The sequence below is a fragment of the Pseudoalteromonas sp. MMG033 genome (genome assembly GCF_057197785.1).
The window spans coordinates 865,397-888,041 of record NZ_CM170070.1 but is presented as its reverse complement, the minus strand read 5'-3'; the positions used below and the strand labels follow the sequence as shown (position 1 = coordinate 888,041).

The 22,645-nt window shown below is 37.1% G+C and carries 19 protein-coding genes; all 19 read left to right on the top strand.

All coding sequences use genetic code 11. The annotated features are described in order from the left end of the window. The first annotated feature begins 9 nt into the window (after positions 1–9). The 19 genes from rfbB to wecB all read left to right on the top strand — a co-directional run bounded on the left by rfbB (position 10) and on the right by wecB (position 22,644). Positions 10–1,074, top strand: a complete 1,065-nt coding sequence (gene rfbB / locus AC2CZC_RS04230; RefSeq protein WP_484583947.1) for a dTDP-glucose 4,6-dehydratase — start codon at positions 10–12, stop codon at positions 1,072–1,074. Continuing rightward, positions 1,074–1,937 carry a glucose-1-phosphate thymidylyltransferase RfbA gene (gene rfbA / locus AC2CZC_RS04225; protein ID WP_484583946.1) on the top strand — a complete coding sequence of 288 codons (864 nt, stop codon included), beginning with the start codon at positions 1,074–1,076 and terminating at the stop codon, positions 1,935–1,937. Before rfbB ends, rfbA begins: the two co-directional genes overlap by 1 nt. Further along, positions 1,934–2,995 carry a DegT/DnrJ/EryC1/StrS family aminotransferase gene (locus AC2CZC_RS04220; RefSeq protein WP_484583945.1) on the top strand — a complete coding sequence of 354 codons (1,062 nt, stop codon included), beginning with the start codon at positions 1,934–1,936 and terminating at the stop codon, positions 2,993–2,995. The genes rfbA and AC2CZC_RS04220 overlap by 4 nt, the downstream gene beginning before the upstream one ends. Continuing rightward, a complete protein-coding gene (locus AC2CZC_RS04215; protein ID WP_484583944.1) occupies positions 2,992–4,266 on the top strand; it encodes an ATP-grasp domain-containing protein in 1,275 nt (424 codons plus the stop codon). The genes AC2CZC_RS04220 and AC2CZC_RS04215 overlap by 4 nt, the downstream gene beginning before the upstream one ends. Further along, positions 4,267–4,659 (top strand): FAD synthase family protein, encoded by a 393-nt coding sequence (locus AC2CZC_RS04210; RefSeq protein ID WP_484583943.1) that lies wholly within the window; start codon positions 4,267–4,269, stop codon positions 4,657–4,659. Next, positions 4,656–5,423, top strand: a complete 768-nt coding sequence (locus tag AC2CZC_RS04205) for a LicD family protein (RefSeq protein WP_484583942.1) — start codon at positions 4,656–4,658, stop codon at positions 5,421–5,423. The genes AC2CZC_RS04210 and AC2CZC_RS04205 overlap by 4 nt, the downstream gene beginning before the upstream one ends. After that, a complete protein-coding gene (locus AC2CZC_RS04200; RefSeq protein WP_484583941.1) occupies positions 5,423–6,892 on the top strand; it encodes a lipopolysaccharide biosynthesis protein in 1,470 nt (489 codons plus the stop codon). The genes AC2CZC_RS04205 and AC2CZC_RS04200 overlap by 1 nt, the downstream gene beginning before the upstream one ends. Further along, entirely contained in the window at positions 6,885–7,874 is a 990-nt protein-coding gene (locus AC2CZC_RS04195) for a glycosyltransferase family 2 protein (protein ID WP_484583940.1), read from the top strand. Before AC2CZC_RS04200 ends, AC2CZC_RS04195 begins: the two co-directional genes overlap by 8 nt. After that, positions 7,874–9,091 carry a hypothetical protein gene (locus AC2CZC_RS04190; protein WP_484583939.1) on the top strand — a complete coding sequence of 406 codons (1,218 nt, stop codon included), beginning with the start codon at positions 7,874–7,876 and terminating at the stop codon, positions 9,089–9,091. Before AC2CZC_RS04195 ends, AC2CZC_RS04190 begins: the two co-directional genes overlap by 1 nt. A gap of 3 nt (positions 9,092–9,094) precedes the next feature. Continuing rightward, positions 9,095–10,285: a glycosyltransferase gene (locus tag AC2CZC_RS04185; protein WP_484583938.1), complete on the top strand. Its 1,191-nt coding sequence runs from the start codon at positions 9,095–9,097 to the stop codon at positions 10,283–10,285. 1,379 nt (positions 10,286–11,664) lie between these two features. Beyond that, positions 11,665–12,708, top strand: coding sequence for a UDP-N-acetylglucosamine--undecaprenyl-phosphate N-acetylglucosaminephosphotransferase (gene wecA, locus AC2CZC_RS04180; RefSeq protein ID WP_484583937.1), 1,044 nt, complete (start codon positions 11,665–11,667; stop codon positions 12,706–12,708). A 52-nt stretch (positions 12,709–12,760) separates the two neighbouring features. After that, complete coding sequence (locus AC2CZC_RS04175; protein WP_484583936.1) at positions 12,761–13,087, top strand: hypothetical protein; 327 nt, start codon at positions 12,761–12,763, stop codon at positions 13,085–13,087. After that, complete coding sequence (locus AC2CZC_RS04170; protein WP_484583935.1) at positions 13,087–13,839, top strand: glycosyltransferase family 2 protein; 753 nt, start codon at positions 13,087–13,089, stop codon at positions 13,837–13,839. The genes AC2CZC_RS04175 and AC2CZC_RS04170 overlap by 1 nt, the downstream gene beginning before the upstream one ends. 465 nt (positions 13,840–14,304) lie before the next feature. Then, a complete protein-coding gene (locus AC2CZC_RS04165; protein WP_484583934.1) occupies positions 14,305–15,591 on the top strand; it encodes a nucleotide sugar dehydrogenase in 1,287 nt (428 codons plus the stop codon). An 839-nt stretch (positions 15,592–16,430) separates the two neighbouring features. Beyond that, positions 16,431–17,555: a polysaccharide export protein gene (locus AC2CZC_RS04160; RefSeq protein ID WP_484583933.1), complete on the top strand. Its 1,125-nt coding sequence runs from the start codon at positions 16,431–16,433 to the stop codon at positions 17,553–17,555. A 15-nt stretch (positions 17,556–17,570) separates the two neighbouring features. Continuing rightward, positions 17,571–18,005 (top strand): low molecular weight protein-tyrosine-phosphatase, encoded by a 435-nt coding sequence (locus AC2CZC_RS04155; protein ID WP_484583932.1) that lies wholly within the window; start codon positions 17,571–17,573, stop codon positions 18,003–18,005. Positions 18,006–18,019: 14 nt separating this feature from the next. Continuing rightward, positions 18,020–20,257, top strand: a complete 2,238-nt coding sequence (locus tag AC2CZC_RS04150; RefSeq protein ID WP_484583931.1) for a polysaccharide biosynthesis tyrosine autokinase — start codon at positions 18,020–18,022, stop codon at positions 20,255–20,257. Positions 20,258–20,281: 24 nt separating this feature from the next. Continuing rightward, complete coding sequence (gene tviB, locus AC2CZC_RS04145; protein WP_484584840.1) at positions 20,282–21,559, top strand: Vi polysaccharide biosynthesis UDP-N-acetylglucosamine C-6 dehydrogenase TviB; 1,278 nt, start codon at positions 20,282–20,284, stop codon at positions 21,557–21,559. Between the two features lie 5 nt (positions 21,560–21,564). Then, the gene (gene wecB / locus AC2CZC_RS04140) at positions 21,565–22,644 is read left to right on the top strand and encodes a non-hydrolyzing UDP-N-acetylglucosamine 2-epimerase (protein WP_484583930.1); all 1,080 of its coding nucleotides are present in this window, start codon (positions 21,565–21,567) and stop codon (positions 22,642–22,644) included. Position 22,645 lies beyond the last annotated feature (1 nt).

Here is a 22,645-nt window from a genome sequence, read left to right as displayed (position 1 = left end):
GATTCCCCTATGAACATCGTTGTTACTGGCGGTGCTGGTTTTATTGGTTCAGCCCTTGTTCGTCATCTGATTCAAAATACCAAGCACAATGTTATCAATGTCGATAAGTTAACTTATGCAGGGAACTTATCTTCTTTGTGTGATGTATCTGATTCTACTCGATATACATTTGAAAAAATTGATATCTGTAATAAGTCTGACCTCGAAAATATATTTAAGAAATATCAACCTGATTTATTGATGCACTTGGCTGCTGAAAGCCATGTAGACCGTTCAATTGATGGCCCTAGAGATTTTATTGAAACAAATATAATTGGTACTTATAACTTGTTAGAGGTAGCAAGAAGCTACTACTCAAGCTTAGATTCCGGTAAAAAAGAGGCCTTTAAGTTTCATCATATTTCGACGGATGAAGTTTATGGTGACTTGCATGGCACTGATGACTTATTCACAGAAAGCACGTCTTATTCACCGAGCTCTCCTTACTCTGCCTCGAAAGCATCAAGCGATCATTTAGTTAGAGCGTGGCATCGTACATATGGTTTACCCGTTGTGATAACCAATTGCTCAAATAACTATGGCCCGTACCATTTTCCAGAGAAGTTAATTCCTTTAATGATCCTCAATGCACTTGCTGGCAAGCCTCTCCCTGTCTATGGTGATGGGCAGCAAGTCAGAGATTGGCTATACGTTGAGGACCATGCGAGAGCCTTATTTAAAGTTGCGACTGAGGGCCATGTTGGTGAGACATATAACATCGGTGGTCATAATGAGAAAACAAACTTAGACGTTGTTCGTGCTGTTTGTGACTTATTAGAAGAAATAAAACCTGAAAAGCCTCAGGGTATTAGTGCATACCGTGACCTAATTACCTTTGTTCAAGACAGGCCAGGTCATGACGTACGCTATGCAATCGACGCAAGTAAAATTCAGCAAGAGCTTGGTTGGGTACCGGAAGAAACATTTGAATCTGGACTCAGAAAAACAGTGCTGTGGTACCTTAAAAATGAACAGTGGTGGAAAGCTATTTTAGACGGCACTTATCAGTTAGAAAGGCTGGGAGCAAAAAAATAATGAAAGGTATTATACTCGCTGGCGGTTCGGGAACGCGCTTATACCCTGTAACAAAAGGTGTTTCTAAGCAACTTCTACCAGTATATGACAAACCAATGGTTTACTACCCGTTATCAGTGCTTATGCTGGCGGGTATTAGAGATATTTTGATCATAACGACACCTGAAGAGCAGTCATTATTTCAAAAATTACTTGGTGATGGTTCATCTTTCGGGGTAACCCTTTCTTATGAGGTGCAACCAAAGCCTGAAGGCTTAGCACAGGCATTTATCATTGGTGAAGAGTTTATTGGGAAAGAGTCGGTTGCTTTGGTTCTTGGTGACAACTTATTCTATGGTCAGAGCTTTTCTCCTAAACTGAAAAAAGCTGCGTCTCAGACTTCTGGTGCGACAGTTTTCGGATATCAAGTAAAAGATCCGGAGCGTTTTGGTGTTGTAGGCTTTGATGAGAATCAAAAAGCCACATCAATAGAAGAAAAACCATTAAAACCAAAATCCTCTTACGCTGTCACTGGTTTATATTTCTACGATAATGACGTTGTTGAAATTGCCAAGTCTATTAAGCCTTCAGCTAGGGGCGAGTTAGAGATAACGTGTGTAAATCAAGTATATTTAGAGCGCGGTAGTCTTAATGTCGAACTATTAGGAAGAGGGTTTGCATGGTTAGATACAGGAACGCATGAAAGCTTACTTGAGGCGAGTCACTTCGTTCATACTGTTGAGCAAAGGCAGGGCTTTAAAATAGCGTGTCTTGAAGAGATAGGGTTCAACAATGGCTGGTTGAGTAAAGAGCAGCTTCTCGACTCAGCAAACGCGCTTTCGAAAAATTCTTATGGGCAATATTTAATGAGTTTGGTGGTATGAAAATAGCCTTAAATAGTCCGCTAAAGCCGAATTTACAGAAATTAACTCGTTATCTACAAGACGTTGAAAGTTCTGCGTGGTATACCAATTTTGGTGCAAAACATAATGAGTTAACTCGCCAGCTAGAATCATACTTAGGTGTGAGCAACCTTTTACTTGTAAACAATGGAACATCTGCATTGCAAGTTGCAGCAAAAACGTTGGGTGTAAATTCAGTTGTCACCACGCCATTTAGCTTTATTGCGACAACCAGCGCGCTTGATTGGCAAGGCCATGAAGTATATTTTGCGGATATAGATGAGCATACATGGAACATAGATGCAGAAAAAGCCATTTCAGTGGTTGATTCCGTTGACAAGGTCAATGCTGTTGTCGCTACCCATGTATACGGAAACCCCTGTGATGTACAAAAACTTGAAAGTGTGTCTAGGAATGGTAATAAAGTAATTTACGATGCTGCACATGCATTCGGCATTAATATTGATGGACGCTCAATATTAACTTACGGTGATGCTTCCACTCTTAGCTTCCATGCGACTAAGCTTTTTCATACTGTAGAGGGTGGGGCCATTTGTTTCAAAGACCAAACTGACTTTGAAGTTGCAAAGAAGCTCATTAACTTTGGGCGTCATGAAAGTATGATTGGTATCAATGCTAAAATGAATGAGTATCAGGCTGCTGTAGGTCTTGTCAATTTAGAAATCATTGATGATGTAATAGATCGCCGCGCTGAGATATATTCAATATACGAAGATCAATTAAGTAATGACTTCAAGTTGCCAAATTGGCACGAAGGCGCAAGCTATAATGGTGCTTATTTTGCATTTTCTTGTAAAACAGAAAATGAAAGAACAATGATTGAACAAGCATTAAGCTCTCATGGTATTCAACATCGCAGATATTTTGAGCCATCTATCAATTTGATGCTTCCAAATGCACCAACTATGCCTTTATCTGAAGAACTGACTAGCAAGGTTTTGTGCTTACCATTGCATTACTACCTTACAAATCAAGAAGTGCATCAGATATGTGACATTATCAAGCAGGCAGTAAAATGAAAAAGATATTAGTAGTACCTTGTGGTACAGAAATAGGCTTAGAAGTAAATAGAGCCTTAAAAGGCGTTAAAGGGCTTAAAGTAATCGGTCTCAATTCTGTAAATGATTCTGCAGAATGTGAATATAGGCATTTTTATAGTAACGCACCATTTCTAAGCGATGCAGACTTCATTCCATTTTTAACTACATTTATCAAAGAGCATGATATAACTCATGTAATCCCTGCGCATGATGACGCGGCACTTATTTTATCTCAGCATAGTTCAATACTGGATTGCAAAGTAGTGACTTCTAGTCAAATAACAAATGAAATTTGCCGCTCAAAGAAAAAGACATATGATTTGTTAAATGGGGTGGTTTCAGTACCTCGAACTTTTAATCGTTTTAGCGATGTATCTGCAGCAGAACTACCTGTGTTTGTAAAACCAGATGTTGGGCAGGGCAGCAAAGGTGCTCATAAAGTCGAGAGCTTAACCGAACTGGAAAAAATTAATTTTACGACTAATGTGGTATCTGAATTTTTACCAGGACAAGAATATACAGTTGATTGTTATACATCGGCTTCTGGCAAGTTGAAATACGCAGGACCCAGAGTCAGAACAAGAATAAGTAATGGTATTGCTGTAGGAACACAAACTATTGAGCTCGAAACCGAAAAGTTTGTGGAGTTTGCTGAGAAAATTAACGCGACGCTTGATTTGAAAGGTGCATGGTTTTTCCAAGTGAAAGAAAAAGGTACTGGCGAGCTTGTACTTATGGAAGTGGCGACTCGGATCGCTGGTTCAATGTCAACAAACCGAGTCAAGGGCGTTAACTTTGCCGAACTTTCTTTATACGCTCATGATGGAGTCGACGTTGATGTGATACCGAATGACTTCTCTGTATACCAAGAAAGAAATCTTTCTAATAAGTTTAAATTAAATATTCAATATAAACATGTCTATGTCGATTTTGATGATTGCCTTATTTTTGGCGATAACGTTAATAATGAGTTAGTGAGCTTTTTATATCAAGCCATTAATGACGGTTGCAAAATTCATTTGGTAACAAGGCATGAGTCTTGTATTCACACATCATTAAGAAGATTTAGAATGACTGAGTTATTTGATTCGATACATCATATTACTGATGAGTCCAAAAAGTCTACTGTCATGATATACTCAGATTCTATTTTTATTGATGATTCATTTCGAGAAAGAAAAGATGCCCAAGATAAAGGAATTCCAAGCTTTTCAATAGACAGTGTTTCAGCATTACTTAGGAGTTACTAGATGAGGACAGTCATTACTTTTGGTACATTTGATGTATTTCATGTTGGACATATAAATATCTTGCAACGTGCAGCTGCCCTTGGTGATCAGCTTATTGTTGGTGTGTCGACTGATCATCTTAACTTTTCAAAGAAAGGTAGAAATCCAGTTTACTCCGAAGATGATAGGATGAAAATAGTAAACAGTTTGCGATATGTAAACTTGTGCTTTCCTGAAGAGTCATTGGAGAAAAAAGCTGAGTATATTCAACGTTTTGGTGCTGATGTGTTAGTTATGGGTGATGATTGGGCTGGAAAGTTTGATCATTTAAAACAATATTGTGAAGTCATTTATTTACCCAGAACACCTTCAGTATCGACGACAGAAATAATAGAGGTTATTTCAACAAGATGATGGAAAAAAAGAAGCTTGAAAGTCCTGAAATTAAGAATCGACTTCTATCAATGGCATCAGATATAATTGATGAATTAGATAAAAACAATATTCAGTATTCTATTTTCTATGGTTCGCTACTTGGCGCTATTCGCCATGAAGGCTTTATTCCTTGGGATGACGACTTTGATATTGTAATTCCTGCGAAAGAAATTAATAAGCTAATGGCAATATCAGAGGGAGAATTATCAAAAAAGTATGCTTTTTTCAACTCTTCATATTGCGATTCTTATGCTGATTGGGTTTCGAGGTTCTCAGATAAAGCAACAGAAGTAAGGGTCAATAATATTGCTTCGCAAGCTAACGAAGCCGATTTTTTGCGAAACAATATAGGTCTTGCAATAGACTTTTATCCTGTCTTCGAGGTTCCTGAGAATGAACTCCAGAAATCAATTTGTCTCTTCTTTCATAAAGTTTCTTCTTTTTTACGATATAAAGCGTCTGCCGCAAACAATAGGCTGCTCGTAAGATTAAGTGATCTTATAAATAGCCAGTTGGCAAAGGTTTCTGGCCCAGGTTCAGTTATACCAGCAGATTATAATCTAATATATAAAGAATCTATATTTGAGAGTCAAAAAACTTTAAATTTTGAGTCTAAGGCTTTTAAAGGGCCATCTAATTCAGAGTTATTTCTTGAGCAGCGTTACGGTGATTGGCAAAAGATCCCATCTGAAAAAGAACGTGAAGCTTGGATTCATTATGAAGATATATATTTAAAAGACTAATGCCGCACAGCATCAGAATCAATACATTATCTGTATATCTTAACCAAAGCTATTCAATTTTACTCGGTATTTTGGTCGTCCCTTTTCTTTACTCTATCATGGGGGCTGAGGCCTTCGGGGTGATTGGCTTTTTTAGTGTTATTCAGATATTTATTAATGTACTAGACTCAGGATTAAGTCCAACGCTCAACCGTTTGGTAGCAACAGGTAAGCAGAGTAAAGAATCAATATTCAAAACTGTCAAAAGTTTTGAGTCTTTTACTGTTTTCTTGAGCTTGCTGGTGCTAAGTTTAAGTTACATTTTTAATTCATTTTTATCTAAAAACTGGTTTAATGACAATTCAATCCTAAATGAATTGACAATAACAATGTTATTCTCTGCTGCTGCTTTCAGGCTTGTAACGGCAATTCACAAAGCGGCTTTGCAGGGTAAAGAAGATTTTGTTTGGAGCAATTTTTGTAATGTAATTTTCAATACTTTAAGGTTTCCTGTATGTGTAATTATTATGTACATTAAGCCAAGTATTACATTGTATTTTATTCTTCAGTTTCTAATTACATTAACAGAAATAATAGCTTATCGGCTGAGAGTAAGCCGAATTTTTGAATTTGAATTTTGGCTCCCTGGTCGTCTTTATTTAGACACAATAAAAGAAAATAAAGTATATATGATGAGCGTTGCATTTACTGCTTTATCTAGCGCGCTTGTTGGACATATAGATAAATTATTATTCTCAAATATTTTATCATTAAGCGAATATGGCTATTTTAGTGTTTGTGTAACTATTTCTGCAGCTATCTTAACTCTAGGCTTCCCCGTGGGCACTGTATTAATGCCCAGACTAACAAAGCTTTATGCAGATGGTGAAATAGATGCTTTTAAGTCGCTTTACTTTAAATTTACCTTGCTAGTTACTATTTTTGTTATTCCGGGCGGTGCTGTAGCTTCTGTATTTTCTAGCCACATTTTGTATGTCTTTACTTCTGATATCGCTGCGGCGCGTTGGGGTGAAAAGATTCTGCCATGGTATATTCTTGGTAATTGCTTTGTTATTCTCTCAGCGTTTCAATATTATTTGCAGGTAGCAATAGGGAACCTCCAGAAACATGTAGTTTACAATAAAGTAATGTTGCTTGTTTATGTTCCGGCTGTTGTTTATTTGGCATATTTTGAAGGGGTAATGTGGGTCGCAATTTTTTCTTTTTTAGTTAAAGCTGTATCGTTTTTGGTTTGGACCCCATATGTGCATAGTAGCTCAAAGGTCATATCTCACAAATATTGGCTTTTATCCTCACCTTTTGTGGCAGTAGTACTTTTATCATTTTTTGTGTTCTTTTATTCACCAACTTCCTTAGTGGATAATAGGCTTGCTTCGATATTTGAGATGGCAATTGTTTATTTGACATGCACTGTCGTTTTATTTTTTACATGCAAATATATTAAATCAAAGGCCTTACATCATGACTGATTATCTTTTTGATGTTTCAATAGTATGTATTACTTTTAATCAAGAAAAGTATATTGAAAATACAATTAAAAGCTTTTTAAATCAAAAAACGAGTTTTAACTTTGAAATTGTAATTTATGATGATTGCTCAACTGATAATACTCGAAAAATCATTGAATCATACCAGAGACAGTACCCGACACTAATTAGAACGGTATTTCCTGAAAAAAACCAGTACTCTCAGAAAAGAACGTTGCCGACAATAATTGCAACGTCAGCTGCCAAAGGTGAGTATATTACGCTCTGTGAGGGAGATGATTACTGGGAGTCAAATGATAAGCTGGAAATACAGTTGACAGAAATGAGGAAGCGCTCTGAAATACAGTTAAGCTTTCACCCTTCTAAAAACTTATATCCTAGCGGAATGCTGAAAACAGGTATAAATTATGGGAATTCAGCTAAAGTATTTAGCCTTGAAGAGGTAGTAAAAGGAGGCGGGGGCTTTATACCGACACCATCTTTGATGTTTCACTCTAATATTGTAGCTAAATTTCCTCATTACCTTGATGATGCACCGGTTGGAGACTTCTTCATGCAAGTACTGGGGAGTGTGCAAGGTGGCGCATTATATGTTCCAGCGATTTACTGTATTTATAGAAAAGACGCCGATAACTCATGGACATCGAGTAGGCAGTCTATAACTAAAGAGCAACTTCTTAAAGAAAGAGATTCATTTGTTCAGTCTGTTACTCGGCTAACAGGTGTGGGGGTGGAGCAGGTACTCATTGATCATTGTGTTGCAAAAGAGTTGTCGTACTTAGCTATAACGGCCCTAAAGGCTAGAGACTATGATATGTCTAAGTCATTAGTAAATGAATCTTTGCAAAGATGTACGGGGGTTGGCCCAACACAAAGACTATTATCTGTTCCTAAGTTTATTTATCCTGCACTTCGGGCTCTACTTGCATTACGTTCCTCACTTAATACTATAAAGAGTAAATAATGAAAGTAACTTTTGCAGCATTCGTTATACTTTTCTTTATATATAATGTTAAATTTAAGTTATTACAAGGCTTGGGTACTACGTACCTAATTTTTCTGTGTTTATTAATTTTACCGTTAATGTATCGAAAAATAGAGCTGCCAAAATGTTTTAATTCTTTATTTTTGATCTCTTTGTTAGTCTTTTGTGCAACGCTTATCCCACCTATATTTAATCCATACTCTTATGATTTGGGGTTGATCAAATATGGTTTTATCACTGTTTTATCTACGTTACTTTCTCCTTATTTGTATTGTTTTTTAAAAGCTAACTTCAAAATAGAAGTGATATATAAGATATTGGGTTACGCTGCATTGATTAATGCATTTGTAATTTTTGCAATGTTCCTGTCACCTACAATTAAATTTCTGTATTTAGATTTTGTGATTTTAGAAATTGCCAACCTTTTTGGTGATAGCGTAATGGATGGCTTCTATACTTTACGGATGATTGGTGTGACTGGTTTTGCTGGGTATGATACTGCGTTCACTCAAATGTTTTGTATAATATGCTATTATTATTATCTCAGTAACTACTGTGGCGATAAGAAACTGAGTTTAGCTAATTATGCTATGATTTTTTTAGTTATTGTTTCTTCTTTTATTTCCGCTCGAAGCACTATTGTAGGGATAGGGTTTCTGTTTCTTCTTATGCTTCTTGATAAAAATAACATCAAGAGAAACTTCATATTTGGCTTTATTTCTCTCGCGATAGTATCTTCTTTACTATTCACTTTAACTTTATTTTTACCAGAAGAACAAGCTGATTTCTTCATGGATTGGGTTTTGGAGTTCTTTAATTCAGGCCTTGAATCTGGGTCGGTTTCTGAAAATATTGAAATGTTTATATTTGGATATTCTGATTTTAGCCTTTGGGGAGATTCTAGATTAAATAGTGATAACGGAAACTATTATATGGGTACCGATGTTGGTTATTTTAGAGTGATGTTCTCTGTGGGGTATATCGGTATGGTTATTATTATATTTCATTATCTATTCATGCTTGCTCCCTCTAAAGGTCAAGCAATACAAACCCTATTTCCTGTAATAATATTTTTGTATATTTTTGTTTTTATGCTTAAAGGGGCTATCATGTTGAATGCCTTCTATTTGCCACTTGTTTTGTCTATTTTTAAATTTATACAAGAAGATAGTACAACTGTTCATAAAAAGGTTTAATTTATGTCAAATGTTAAAGTTGTGGCTTGTGTCGGTGAAAAGTTTATAGAGGATGGCGTAAGTTATTATTCTCCTCAGACTACAACGCGCTTTATTCAGGAGTGCTTTGGTTCAGAGAATGTTAAAGTTGTATCTACATCTGAATGCATATTAGATAAAGTTGATCAAGAAAATATGGGGAGTTGTGTAAATCAAGGCAGTTTCTATTCAGCACCACTTCCTCCTGGATGTTCTACTAAAACCTTTTATCAAAAGTCATTATTTGAAAAAGGATTTTATAAAAAGTATGTTGCATTCGTTGACCAGATTATAAAAGAAAATCCAGACGCAATATTTTGGGTTAGAACACCATCGCCAATGAGTATTATATTTGCATTTAGGGTAATAAAAGCAAAGAAAACGCTTTTAAATCATATTTGCGGTGATGCGAGGCTAACGTGGAAGGATAAAAAGTATAACGGTATTTCAAAGGTATTAGCTTTTTGTTTTTCTTTTGTTGTAGTGCAGCAGCTCAAAAGAATATGCAGTTATGAAAATGTGTTAAATCTCACCTCGGGTTCTGCACTTTATGATTTCGCTTTTAATTTTTCTCGAAAGTCTACCGAGCAGTTTGTCGATGTAATGTGTGATCCGCCAGCTCCTGTATGTGTTGAAAGCAATAAACGTAGTAAACAGCTATTGTTTGTAGGCAGGGTGGTCGATGACAAGGGTATATTTGAGCTTCTCAATGCACTACCTAATTTGGCGGAGTATTCACTTGTTGTTGCTGGTAACGGTAGTGAACTGGCTCAAGCAAAAAAGGCAGTAGAGGCTTTGGGCTTAACGGAACGTGTCACTTTCTTGGGCCACGTAAGTTTAACAAAAGTTAAACAGTTGATTGGTGAGTCTTATGCCACTTTAATGCTGTCCAAAACGAATGAGGGTTTCCCACGCGTGATCTTAGAAAGTTGGAATGCCTCTATCCCTTGTATCGTTACACAAGTCGGGGGGGTAAATGCTTTTGTAAAAGACCAAAAAAATGCGTTAGTAATAGATCCTGGAAATCAAGAACAACTGATCAATGCTTTAAATCAGCTCAGTAATGAAAGTGTATATGAGAGGCTTATTCATGGTATTAAGAAAGAAGCGAAATTTACACATAAGCATTACTGGTTTGATATATTGAGAGAGAGGCTGAAATATTTTCACTCTTAACCACAAGACTTTGACTCAAATATGTTAGCTATCTTCTTATATTAGTTATAAAAACTTCATAAGGCGTTTTCCTTTTAAGCAGTAATCTAGGCTGTGAGATAATAATAAAAGCGCCTCATTTTGAGCGATTTAGTTTGGCGTAAATATGTATTAAACCAAGGCCTCCATAAAGCTAATGAAATTTAGTTCAAAATTCATGTGTATAGCGCTAGTTTAACTATGCGCATTTTACAATTTATGTTGAAAACTATCGGCCACCTATAAGAACTATAGAGAATGTAACTCCCCCAGAAGCTGCTACAGTTCATAACTCGAACTCCATCTATATAAGAATGAAGTTTTACGATGCGAAAAGGTAAGATCACAGAAACACAGTGAGTGGTAGTGACCAGAGAAGCTGAATCTGGTGTGCTTGTAACAGATATATGCTGTAAACAGGGCCTAGTCGAAGAACACCTTATAAGTGGCACTCTAAAAATAGTGGAATAGAGCTACAGCTGTTAAATGCATGAGAGAGCGTGAAAATGAAAACCGTATGCTAAAATCTACGTTTGTTACTCCCAGTCTATAATTTCAAATGTTTGAGGAAATCATCTTAAAAAGATACAACGTAGAGCTGAGATCTGGCCTTTCATGTTGTACAGGAGCTGAGCGGACATTTTCTCCTGACTTAACTGGTTTAAGTCACAGTATTTATTGCGATAGATGCAGGCGACTGGATGATGATGTAATGGATTCTTAGTTGGTGCTTGTTGAGCTAGTTATCCAAACCTCTAGAGAAATCATTCTTATAGCGATAAAGTCTCCTAGCCCAAGTTATGACATGATTTAATTGGAGTACCTTAGTAAATTCCCAGTATTTAACTTTATGACTAGTACGCAATTGAACAAAAATCGAGTGTAACGTTAAATGAGCATTCACAACTTTACTTCCTTTTATACCTTTGAGCAGTACTAAATATGACTTTGCCAGTAAATAGCTTTTTTCTTTCGCTTAAATCTGAGCTCATGGCTGCTTTTGAAATAGGTATTGAATTGCGTTCCTAATTTGGAAAATTGAGACTTTATTCTGTATTTGTTGATGGTATTAGAATACAAACGTTGCTAAATCATTACTGTTGTGTACCTCTCTACTTCTTTATGGTTAGCTTTTGGTTGGTTTTTTTTTGTTTTTGTTTCATATTTGTGTTTTTTTTGTGTTGTTTTTTGCGCGCAAGGTTTAATTGCCTTGAGCAAAGCATTAACTTTTTATTTTTAGTTATTGCATGTATAATACCGCGTCTTAGTATGGTTTCACTTGAAATTACATTTCTTAACTGAAACCAATTTGTTTTGTATTTATTATTAATAGAAGTTTGCAGAGCTAATCTGAAGGTTTTATGTTAGCAATCACTTTTTCGTTCCTGTTGTGTTTTATTTCGATAATTCTAATGAAACCCGTCGCGAACTATGTGGGTTTGGTTGATGCACCAAATCACCGTAAAAATCATAAAGGTAACGTTCCCTTAGTTGGGGGCATTGCGGTATTTTCAGGAGTATGTCTAAGTTCTGCTTTTTTCTTGATGGGCTCAGTCACACACGCTGGTTTTTACTTTTGCGCCGCATTTACCCTTTTGGTTCTTGGTGCCTTAGATGACAAATTCGATTTGTCTGTTAAGGGAAGGCTTGCTGTTCAGGTTGTTTTGTCAGTTTTAGCTGTTCAAGTCACAGGTCTATCAATTTCTAATATCGGTAATATTTTTGGCTTTGGTGATATTCACTTAGGTCCATTTTCAACTCTGTTTACTTGCATTGCAGTAATTGCGGCTATCAATGCTTTCAATATGATTGATGGTATTGATGGGCTAGTTGGAATTCTCAGTATCATTTCATTTGGCTTCATAGGTGCATTTTTATTCCTAGGTAATAATGATTGGTACACGCTTAGCTTTGTTTTCATGGCTTCATTAATGGCTTTTTTAGTCTTCAATCTGCAATGGCCTTTTAGAGGGGTTAAAAAGGTTTTCATGGGTGATGCCGGAAGTACAGTGATCGGTTTCTCGATTGTTTGGTTACTTATGGTAGGTAGCCAAAAAGAGACAAGTGCTATCAACCCCGTTTTGTGCCTGTACTTGGTCGCTATCCCTTTAATGGATATGGCGGCAATAATGTATAGACGCGTAAAGAAAGGAACTTCCCCTTTCAAGCCAGATCGTGAACATTTACACCATATTTTTGAGCGCGCAGGTTACACTAGAAAGCAATCTCTTTTTTACATAGCTTTAGTGGCGATAACGATAGCTACACTAGGTGCTCTAATGCAATACTTTGGTACTTCTGAATGGCTTATGATGTTAATTTTCCTTCTGATATTTTCGGCTTACAACTACGCCTTGATTCATGTATGGAAAATCGTTGCATGGGTCAGAAGGCACCGAAAATAAAGGTGCTTCTTGCACCTTTGTTCTTATAGATTGATTAGGAACTGGTTTGATTTTGGAAAAAGAAAAAGTATCGCTAAATGCTGCCGCTGAAAAGATTATAAATTTGATTAATGACACGTGTGTGTCTGTCTCTGCCCAAGCATATAAAGGTTTGGAGATGTCAATCATTGACAACTGTTCTTCAGACGTCAACTGCGAATTACTTTGTGATCTCGAAAAAAGTGACGGTCAGACTAAACTTTCCGACTTTAAATGGATTACACAGAAATTTATTGTAGATAGTGTACCTTTAAAACCAATTTTTCAGGTCGGTGGAGGAAACTCTACTATCGAAAAGCTTGATGTCGTTTGGCAAAAAATCACAAAGGAAGTTGCCTAATGTTTTCAATCATCATGCCAGCATATAATGCAGAACGCTATCTTGAAACAGCTGTTTATTCTGTTATTGCTCAATCATATCCCCATTGGGAACTACTCGTTATCGATGACGGTTCGACTGATAAAACAAAAGAACTGATAGAGCAGTATGCTCAACAAGATGCTCGTATAAAGCTTTTACACAATGAGTTTAAAAAAGGGGCCGCTGGTGCGAGGAATACAGGCATCACTCACGCCAAGTTTAAATATATTACTTTTTTAGATAGTGATGACTTTTGGAAAGAAAGTAAGCTTGAGAATCAATTTGCTGCTTTTGAACAAAAAGGGCATAAGCTTATTTATTCTGACTATCATGTTGTATCTGAAGGCGCCTCTTTAGATAACTCTATGATAAAAAATACTTTTCATGCTCCTAATCAGGTGTCTTTTGAAGACTTATTGAAAACATGCTCGATAGGTTGCTTAACAGCAGCATACGATGCAGAGTATTTTGGAAAAGTACTATTTCCTGATTCACCAAAGGAAGATTATGCGCTGTGGTTATGTTTATTGAAAAAGTGCAATTTTGCTTCAAATACAGGTCATGTAGATGCATTTTATAGACAAACACCTGGCTCCCTGTCTTCAAATAAGATACAAGAGTTTTCCAGGCAAGCTTATGTTCTTAAGCATTATGGAAACATCAGTGGGATAAAACTGTTAATTAATTTGATATCTTATACATATCACGGGCTTACAAAGTATAGAAAGTAAGGGTGATCAAATTTTAATATAGCCCTCAATCGAATAGCTTTAGAGTATTTGCTTTGAGTTTTTATCTCATCTTGCAAGATGTCCGCGAATTTAAATCTTAAGTGCAGCATACGTTTATTAAGCTGCCATTATCACTTTTCTTAATTTCCTCAGCCAGTTGCTTATAGCTGATACTTTTTTATCGGTCTTAAACTAATCCTTGGTTCTATCTGATTATGCTTTACATCAGGCATGGCTTAATCTGTATTTTTTGATGCGTTAGTGCATTGAGTCGAAATTAGAGTCTACGATGGAGTTATCCCTGTTCCGTCTGTTCTTTCAAAGTGTTCGTCCGTTGTTCGCATTGAGAGTACGGATACTACCACTATGAACGGTAGTATTTTTATCATCTCTTAATGACCCCCTCATAAACTGAAACAGTTCGTAAGTAGAGTATTTTGATAATACAAAGAAGGAAATTTTACGATGCAAAAAAATAAGTTCAGAGGAATACATAGTGGGGGAATGAGCAAAAAATTTGAAGCTGATAATTCAGTCTCTGGAAAATGTCTCAGACAAGGCGATGAACAGAGCACATCTATAAAAAAGAAAATTACAGTTATTGGTACTGGCTATGTCGGTTTGTCAAATGCACTTTTATTATCCCAGCATAACTCTGTAATTGCTTTAGATATAGATGTTGAAAAAGTTCAATTGCTTCGTGATCGACAGTCCCCGATAGGGGATTTGTATGTAACAGAGTATTTGAAAAATAGTGCTTTAGATTTCTTTGTAACGACAGATAAATATCAAGCGTTGAAGGAGGCAGATTTCGTAATAATAGCAACACCTACTAATTATGATCCCGAAACCAATTATTTTAATACGTCTTCTGTTGAGAGTGTTATTGAAGATGTATTAAGTATCAACTCAGATGCCGTAATGGTTATTAAATCTACTGTACCAGTCGGCTACACTGAAACCGTAAAAGCTAAGTTCAATACTGACCGAATTATTTTTTCACCAGAGTTTTTGCGAGAAGGTAGTGCGTTATATGATAATTTGTACCCATCACGAATTATTGTTGGGGAAGAAAGTAAGCGAGCTGAAATTTTTGCAAATCTCCTTAGACAGGGAGCAAAAAAATGCTCGATAGATATTTTGCTTACTAACTCTACTGAGGCTGAAGCGATAAAGCTATTTTCAAATACTTATCTTGCTATGCGAGTTGCTTATTTTAATGAGCTTGATAGTTATGCAGAAGCACACAACTTAGATACAAAGCAAATCATCACAGGTGTTAGTTTAGATCCTCGTATAGGGGGGCATTACAATAACCCCTCATTTGGGTATGGCGGCTATTGTTTGCCAAAGGATACAAAACAGCTTCTGGCAAATTATAAAGATGTACCGAACAATATGATTAGAGCTATCGTTGATGCAAATTCTACGAGAAAAGACTTCATTGCGGATTCTATAGTAAAACGAAATCCAAAAGTAGTTGGTATATATAGACTTGTTATGAAAGCTGGTTCTGATAACTTCCGAGCGTCTGCAATTCAAGGGATAATGAAGCGGATTAAAGCTAAAGGTATTGAAGTTGTTGTTTACGAGCCAACGCTAAACGATGAATCTTTCTTTAATTCAAAAGTCGTTTCTAGTATTGAAGAGTTAAAGTCAATATCTGACGTTATCATAGCAAATAGAATGGACGATACCCTCATTGATGTAGCAGACAAAGTGTATACTAGAGATTTATTTGGTAACGACTGAAAATTGTAATTTAGAACGTGATTCTTCATAAAGACACAGTATTTATGAAGCGCTATTGTTGTTGTCTACTATATTGAAAATGAAAATTATCAATATAGTCAAAAATGAAAGTTTTATGTTTGTTAACTAAACTTTAAGGCTTTTACAAAGCTATTTTAAGTGATATGTCTAATCGGAGCTTACCTTATCGTCGCTTTTGGTGAGAGTTCAAGTGTGGTGCAGGTAGCTGCTATTTTATTTTTTCAGTTACGACGGTATTTCTGCCTAATTTTTTAAAAATCTAACAACGAATAAGGCTTAAAAGTTAAATTTGATTAATTTAAAAGGGGAGATAAATTGGCCTAAAATTTTTTATATAGTATAATACCACCATCATAGGGAGTGTGGTACTTCAAAGCACTGGAAGCTTATATAGCTCAAGTCTGTTCGATATTTCGAATTCGTTTCTTAAAGTTATGGTGAGCAAACTCACATCAGGCTTTTTTCGAAACTATCCAGTTATACAATGTGCAACTATCCTTTTTTTTACAATTATATATTTTCAATAACGAGGTATGGCTAATTTACGTTATTCGTTTCTTTATTGGGTAAACTTGTTACTTTTTAGCTCTTTACATAACGTTGTAAGATGCGAAGTTGAATAGAAAAACAACTAAAATGAAACGAAAAGTTATTGCAACAAATCTTTAGTAAAACTCATGTAACATTAACGCAATGTAAACTTGCGAATGAGAACATCGCATGGTTTAATTAGCCATCGTATGAGTAGGACCCATGTTGTTAAGTAACCTCAAGCTTAGTAACGTAGAATAAGTATTAAAAATATTTAGGAAGAACAAATGGCCCAACGCTGTAAAAATTTCATTGCCATGTCTATAGCTTCAGCAGGTTTATTGGTAATGAGTGGCTGCACCTTGATCCCAGGTGGGCATTTTGAAGGAATTACATCAGGCGATAAGACAGCAAATTTGGATCAAGAACTTTCAACAGTTAATATTCAAATAATTGACTCTGAAGTGATCAATAATCAGAAAAGTAAGAACAGAACCGAGCGTATAACTTCCGTTTCAGGCATTGATGTCTCTGATTATGAATACCGTTTGGGTGTTGGGGATGTAATTACTATCGGCGTGTGGGATCACCCTGAATTAACTATCCCAGCAGCAGTTCAACGTACCGCTGAGTTTGACGGCTTTAGAGTTCAAGCGGACGGCACTGTTACTTATGCTTATGCACCAAAGGTACTTGCTGCTGGCAAAACAGTAGTTGAGCTTAGAGAAGAGCTCGTTAATCGCTTAAGCCGCGTTATTGAAGACCCTCAGATAGACGTTAAAGTCGTAGGTTTTAAAAGTCAAAAGGTGTATGTCACAGGCGAAGTTAAGAGTCCGGGTGTTTACCCTGTAACAGAGACTCCACTTACTCTAATCGACGCTATCAATCAGGCCGGCGGATTAAATGAAAGAGCTGATTGGAAAACGGTCACGTTTAGTCGCGGCGATAAAGTAGAGCATATCCAATTGGATGACTTTTACTCTAAAGGTGATATTTCGCAAAACCGAATACTGAAACATGGAGATATCATCCATATTGCACGCAATGATAAACGTAATGTCTATGTGATGGGGGATGTTAATAAAGTAGGTACGGTTGAGGTTAAGCGTTATGGTCTCAGTTTGGCCGAAGCTTTATCTGAGGTAGGCGGGATCAATGAGCGTAGTGCCAATGCAAATGGCATATTCGTTCTTAGAAAAAGAAATTTTGACACTGATGGTGTGGTTGCTGATGTGTATCAATTACGAGCAAATAATGTTGCGGCGTTAATCTATGCGGAACAGTTTGAATTGGAACCACAAGATATTGTTTACGTTACTAGCGCACCGATTGCTAGATGGAATAAAGTTATTAGCCTACTTCTTCCTTCGCTTTCAACAGTAGATGCATTGCAAGATATAGATAATCAATAGGCAGGTATATAGATAATGTTTGATAGTATCTTGGTTGTCTGCGCAGGTAATATTTGTAGAAGCCCGACAGCCGAATATGTGCTGAAAAATAAGCTAAGTAATACGCGTATTAATGTGTCTTCTGCAGGCTTGACTGCGCTTGTGGGTAAATCAGCTGATGGTGTCGCTCAAGAACTTGCTAGTGAGCATGGTATTGATATGGCGCCTCACTCAGGCCGTCAGCTTAGCTCTTCACTAGTTGCCCAAAACTCTCTGATTTTGGTGATGGAACAAAGGCATGTACAAGATTTGTGCACTCGCTACCCTGAAGCGCGTGGTAAAACATTTTTGCTTGGTAAATGGCTTGGTGATAAAGAAGTGCCAGATCCGTACAGGCAAAGTCGCGAGGCTTTTGCACATGTTTATGACTTAATCGATAGCGCGTGTAGCGCTTGGCTGAAGTATTTATAAGGATGAAAGAGTCAATGAATGCTCAATCAAACCTATTAAGTGGATCGCAAAAACAGCAATCCACAGAACAAGCGCAAGAAATCGATTTAATGGCTTTACTAGGTACCTTGCTTGACCGTAAGTGGCTTATTGTAGCTGTTACAACATTATTTATGATTGTTGGTATCGCGATAGCTGTTTTTAGTACGCCGATATATCAAGCAACATCTATGATACAAGTTGAAGAAAAAGGTGGCTCTGTCCCCGGTTTTGATGAACTAGGAGGAATGTTTGAAAGCACCTCAGCAGCAGTGACAGAAATTGAGCTATTAAAATCTCGCAGTATTATCGGTGAGGCAGTTGATAGCCTGAAGCTTGATATTGTTGCAGAACCCAAGCTTTTCCCTGTTGTTGGTGGTAGAGCATTTCGTAATTTTACTCCCATGCAAGAAGGCGACTTAGCTGACCCAAGCTTTGGTGCATCTAGTTATGCTTGGGGGGGTGAAAAAATTGATATATTCAGGTTCACGGTACCAAGTAATGCAGTCGGCAATGTGTTCACTATAGTTGCATTAGCAAATGACCAATTTGAATTACTCAATAGCAACGGTGATCGTGTATTAAAAGGTACTGTGGGTGTAGAAGCCAGTAATGGAACATTCAGTTTAACGATTAAAACACTTATTGCTAGACCAAACACTGAATTCACAATTAAAAAACGAGATCGTTTAAACACTATTTTAGATTTGCAATCAGCGATTGGCGCAAGTGAAAAAGGTAAAGACTCTGGAATCATCAACTTGAGCTTGCAACACGCAGATTCAGAGTATGCAGAAATAGTACTTAATAAAGTGGCAGGTATTTATGTTCGCAGAAATGTTGAACGTAACAGTGCGGAAGCACAAAAGTCTCTAGATTTCTTGGAATATCAACTTCCTCAAGTAAAAAAGCAATTGGAAGCGGCTGAGCAACGTTTCAACAATTATCAAGTAAAGCAGCAGTCGGTTGATATTAGCCTTGAAACTGAAGGTGTGTTAAAGCAGCTTGTAAAACTTGAAACACAACTTCAATCATTGGAGCTTAAAAAGCTTGAATTGTCTCGTAAATTTAAGCAAAGCCACCCTAGCTATCAAGCGGTTGTAGAGCAAATAGAGGCGGTTGAAAATCAAAAGCGTCGTTTAGCAGCAGAAGTACAAGTGCTTCCAGAAACACAGCAAGAGCTTCTTCGCCTTACGCGCGACGTTGAAGTCAATAACGAAATTTACACACTATTACTTGCCAAAACTCAAGAGCTAGATATTGTTCGCGCTGGTACTGTGGGTAATGTTCGTGTTATTGACTTCGCGGAGGTAAATACTTCGAAACCAGTAAAACCTAGAAAATCATTAATTGTACTAATGGCGACAATGTTGGGCGGCATGCTTGCTGTAGCCATTGTGCTTATTCAAAAAGCGATTCATAAGGGTATTGAAGACCCGAGTGAAATTGAAGCGCTAGGCTTACCTGTTTATGCAAGTGTGCCTTACTCACAGTATCAGGTTAAGTTAACAGGCTTTGCTAAAGCGAGAAAAGGGAAAACTGCAAAAGCAAAATCAATACTTGCGATGGATAACCCGGCAGACCTCTCGATTGAAGCATTAAGAAGCCTACGTACTAGCCTGCACTTTGCGATGATGGAATCAAAAAATAACGTTATCGCTATCTCGGGCCCTAGTCCAGGTGTAGGTAAATCGTTTATCTCGGTAAACCTAGCAACTGTACTCGCGCAAAGTGATAAAAAAGTACTTATTATCGATGCTGATATGCGTAAAGGTTACTTGCAAACGCAATTTGGCATGCAGTGGGACAATGGTTTAAGTGACTATTTATCTGGTCGTATTAACTTAGAAGAAGCAACGAAACAAAGCCAAGTTGCAGGGTTGGATGTAATGACCCGAGGACAAATACCACCGAATCCATCAGAACTATTAATGCATGCAAACTTCTCAAAGTTAGTTGAAGAAGTGAGTGTGAAATATGACCTAGTAATCATTGATACACCGCCGATTTTAGCGGTAACTGACCCTGCTATAGTAAGTGCTCATGCTGGTAGTACTTTACTTGTAACTCGCTTTGGTCAGAACCATGTGAAAGAGTTGGAACTTACGCGAAACCGCTTTGAACAAAATGGTATTGACGTTAAAGGTGTTGTATTTAACGGTGTCGTTAAAAAAGCAAGTAATGCTTATGGTTACTACGGTTACTACAATTATGAATATAAATCAGATAAATAAATATCATTTAGGAAGAATGTAATGATGTCTCTAAATTCAGATACTCGAATATGTATTATCGGTTTGGGTTATGTTGGTTTGCCGTTGGCGGTTGAGTTGTCAAAGAAGTTTAATGTATTAGGTTTTGACATTAGCTCAGCTCGAGTTGAAGAGTTGCAATCTGGCCATGATTCAACATTGGAAGTATCTGATGAAGAGCTTCAGGCAGCCACATCGCTTCGCTTTGCAAGCAATAAAAGCGAGTTGGCAGACAGCACAGTGTATATTGTCACCGTGCCAACTCCAATCGATGACAACAATGCACCAGATTTATCACCATTACAAAAAGCCTCTGAAATGCTTGGCGAATTTGTTAAAAAAGGTGATGTTGTAATCTATGAATCAACGGTTTACCCTGGTGCAACCGAAGAAGTTTGCTTACCAATTATTGAGAAAGTATCAGGCTTAAAATTTAATAAAGACTTTTTTGCTGGATACTCACCAGAGCGCATTAACCCTGGTGATAAAGTAAATACATTAACAAAAATTATGAAAATTACTTCAGGCTCAACCCCTGAGGTTGCAGATTTTGTTGATGCGCTTTACGGCTCAATTGTTGAAGCTGGTACGCACAAAGCCAGTTCAATTAAAGTGGCAGAGGCTGCAAAGGTAATTGAAAATACACAGCGTGATTTAAATATCGCGATCATTAATGAATTTGCAAAAATCTTTAATCGCTTAAACATTGACACTGAAGAAGTATTAAACGCGGCAGGTACAAAATGGAACTTTTTAAAGTTCAAGCCGGGCTTGGTAGGTGGTCATTGTATTAGTGTTGATCCTTACTATCTTACACATAAAGCACAAGAAGTCGGTTATCGACCAGAAGTGATCCTTGCCGGCCGTCGAATTAACGATGGTATGGGTGAGTACGTAGCTACTCAACTTGTTAAGAAGTTAGCAAGTAATAAAATTCATATCGATGAAGCAAAGGTACTTATTCTAGGTTTCACCTTTAAAGGTGATTGCCCAGATGTTCGCAACACTAAAATCATCGATATTGTTAAAGAGTTGCAAGACTTCAATATGTCAGTAGATGTATATGATAACTGGGCAAGCCCTGAAGAAGTTAAGCATGAATACGGTATTGATTTAATCACTGAGCTTGAAGAAGGAAAGTACGATGGTGTTGTCTTGGCAGTAGACCATTCAGAGCTCAAAGAAATGGGCGAGAAAAAGTTACGCTCATTCGGTAAGCAAAATCATGTGCTGTACGATGTTAAACACGTATTAAAGCCATCAGAAGCTGATATTAGGCTGTAATCATCATGAAAATAGTTACAGTTATAGGGGCTAGACCTCAGTTCATTAAAGCTGCCGTAGTGAGCCGCGCAATTAAACAGCATAATGACGTTGAAGAAGTTATTGTTCATACAGGACAACATTTTGATGCCAATATGAGCGATGTTTTTTTTGAGCAGATGGATATTCCAAAGCCTGATTACCAATTGGAAATTGCATCTTTAAGCCACGGCGCTATGACGGGCAGAATGCTTGAGCAGATTGAGGAAGTTTTACTCAAAGAACAGCCTGATTGGGTATTGGTATATGGTGATACGAACTCCACGTTAGCTGGGGCTCTTGCCGCATCAAAATTACATATCAAGGTTGCACACGTTGAAGCTGGTTTACGTAGTTTCAACATGCGTATGCCTGAAGAACAAAATAGAATATTGACCGATAAGTTAAGCGAAATTTTATTTTGTCCAACTCAGTCAGCTAAGCAAAATTTACTTAAAGAAGGCTATATTGACGACGCTAATTACTTGCCCGTGGTAGGTGATGTAATGTTCGATGCAGCTAAGTTTTATGCGCAACGAAGTCAAAAGCCTTCAGAATTACCTTCGACTGTTCAGTCAGGAAGGTTTGTTTTAGGTACGATTCATCGTGCTGAAAATACCAATGATTTATCACGCTTAAAGTCGTTGGTCGAATCTTTAAATGAAATCTGTCAATCTGAGCCAGTAGTTGTACCTTTACATCCGCGTACTAAAGCTATTTTAGCTGCGAATGATATTAAGGTTGATTTTACTATTTTAGAGCCAGTTGGTTATTTAGAGATGGTGTATCTTCTTCAGCATTGTAGTCTTGTGATCAGCGATAGCGGTGGTGTACAAAAAGAAGCGTATTTCTTTGAAAAGCCATGTTTAGTGACACGTGATGAGACTGAGTGGGTCGAATTGGTTGAACATGGCAGTAATCATCTTGTAGGGGTTGAAAAAATCAAAATCTTAGCTGCTTATGATAAGGCTAAATCAACAGATGTAGATTATTCAGTTCCATTTTATGGAAATGGCCACTGTGCCGAGGATATTATTAATTACTTACTAAAAGGTGAGTGTAATTAGC

Bases quoted from the DNA above. Each gene is read 5' to 3' on its own strand.
- rfbB (WP_484583947.1), top strand. From the start codon at position 10: ATGAACATCGTTGTTACTGGCGGTGCTGGTTTTATTGGTTCAGCCCTT.
- rfbA (WP_484583946.1), top strand. From the start codon at position 1,074: ATGAAAGGTATTATACTCGCTGGCGGTTCGGGAACGCGCTTATACCCT.
- AC2CZC_RS04220 (WP_484583945.1), top strand. From the start codon at position 1,934: ATGAAAATAGCCTTAAATAGTCCGCTAAAGCCGAATTTACAGAAATTA.
- AC2CZC_RS04215 (WP_484583944.1), top strand. From the start codon at position 2,992: ATGAAAAAGATATTAGTAGTACCTTGTGGTACAGAAATAGGCTTAGAA.
- AC2CZC_RS04210 (WP_484583943.1), top strand. From the start codon at position 4,267: ATGAGGACAGTCATTACTTTTGGTACATTTGATGTATTTCATGTTGGA.
- AC2CZC_RS04205 (WP_484583942.1), top strand. From the start codon at position 4,656: ATGATGGAAAAAAAGAAGCTTGAAAGTCCTGAAATTAAGAATCGACTT.
- AC2CZC_RS04200 (WP_484583941.1), top strand. From the start codon at position 5,423: ATGCCGCACAGCATCAGAATCAATACATTATCTGTATATCTTAACCAA.
- AC2CZC_RS04195 (WP_484583940.1), top strand. From the start codon at position 6,885: ATGACTGATTATCTTTTTGATGTTTCAATAGTATGTATTACTTTTAAT.
- AC2CZC_RS04190 (WP_484583939.1), top strand. From the start codon at position 7,874: ATGAAAGTAACTTTTGCAGCATTCGTTATACTTTTCTTTATATATAAT.
- AC2CZC_RS04185 (WP_484583938.1), top strand. From the start codon at position 9,095: ATGTCAAATGTTAAAGTTGTGGCTTGTGTCGGTGAAAAGTTTATAGAG.
- wecA (WP_484583937.1), top strand. From the start codon at position 11,665: ATGTTAGCAATCACTTTTTCGTTCCTGTTGTGTTTTATTTCGATAATT.
- AC2CZC_RS04170 (WP_484583935.1), top strand. From the start codon at position 13,087: ATGTTTTCAATCATCATGCCAGCATATAATGCAGAACGCTATCTTGAA.
- AC2CZC_RS04165 (WP_484583934.1), top strand. From the start codon at position 14,305: ATGCAAAAAAATAAGTTCAGAGGAATACATAGTGGGGGAATGAGCAAA.
- AC2CZC_RS04160 (WP_484583933.1), top strand. From the start codon at position 16,431: ATGGCCCAACGCTGTAAAAATTTCATTGCCATGTCTATAGCTTCAGCA.
- AC2CZC_RS04155 (WP_484583932.1), top strand. From the start codon at position 17,571: ATGTTTGATAGTATCTTGGTTGTCTGCGCAGGTAATATTTGTAGAAGC.
- AC2CZC_RS04150 (WP_484583931.1), top strand. From the start codon at position 18,020: ATGAATGCTCAATCAAACCTATTAAGTGGATCGCAAAAACAGCAATCC.
- tviB (WP_484584840.1), top strand. From the start codon at position 20,282: ATGTCTCTAAATTCAGATACTCGAATATGTATTATCGGTTTGGGTTAT.
- wecB (WP_484583930.1), top strand. From the start codon at position 21,565: ATGAAAATAGTTACAGTTATAGGGGCTAGACCTCAGTTCATTAAAGCT.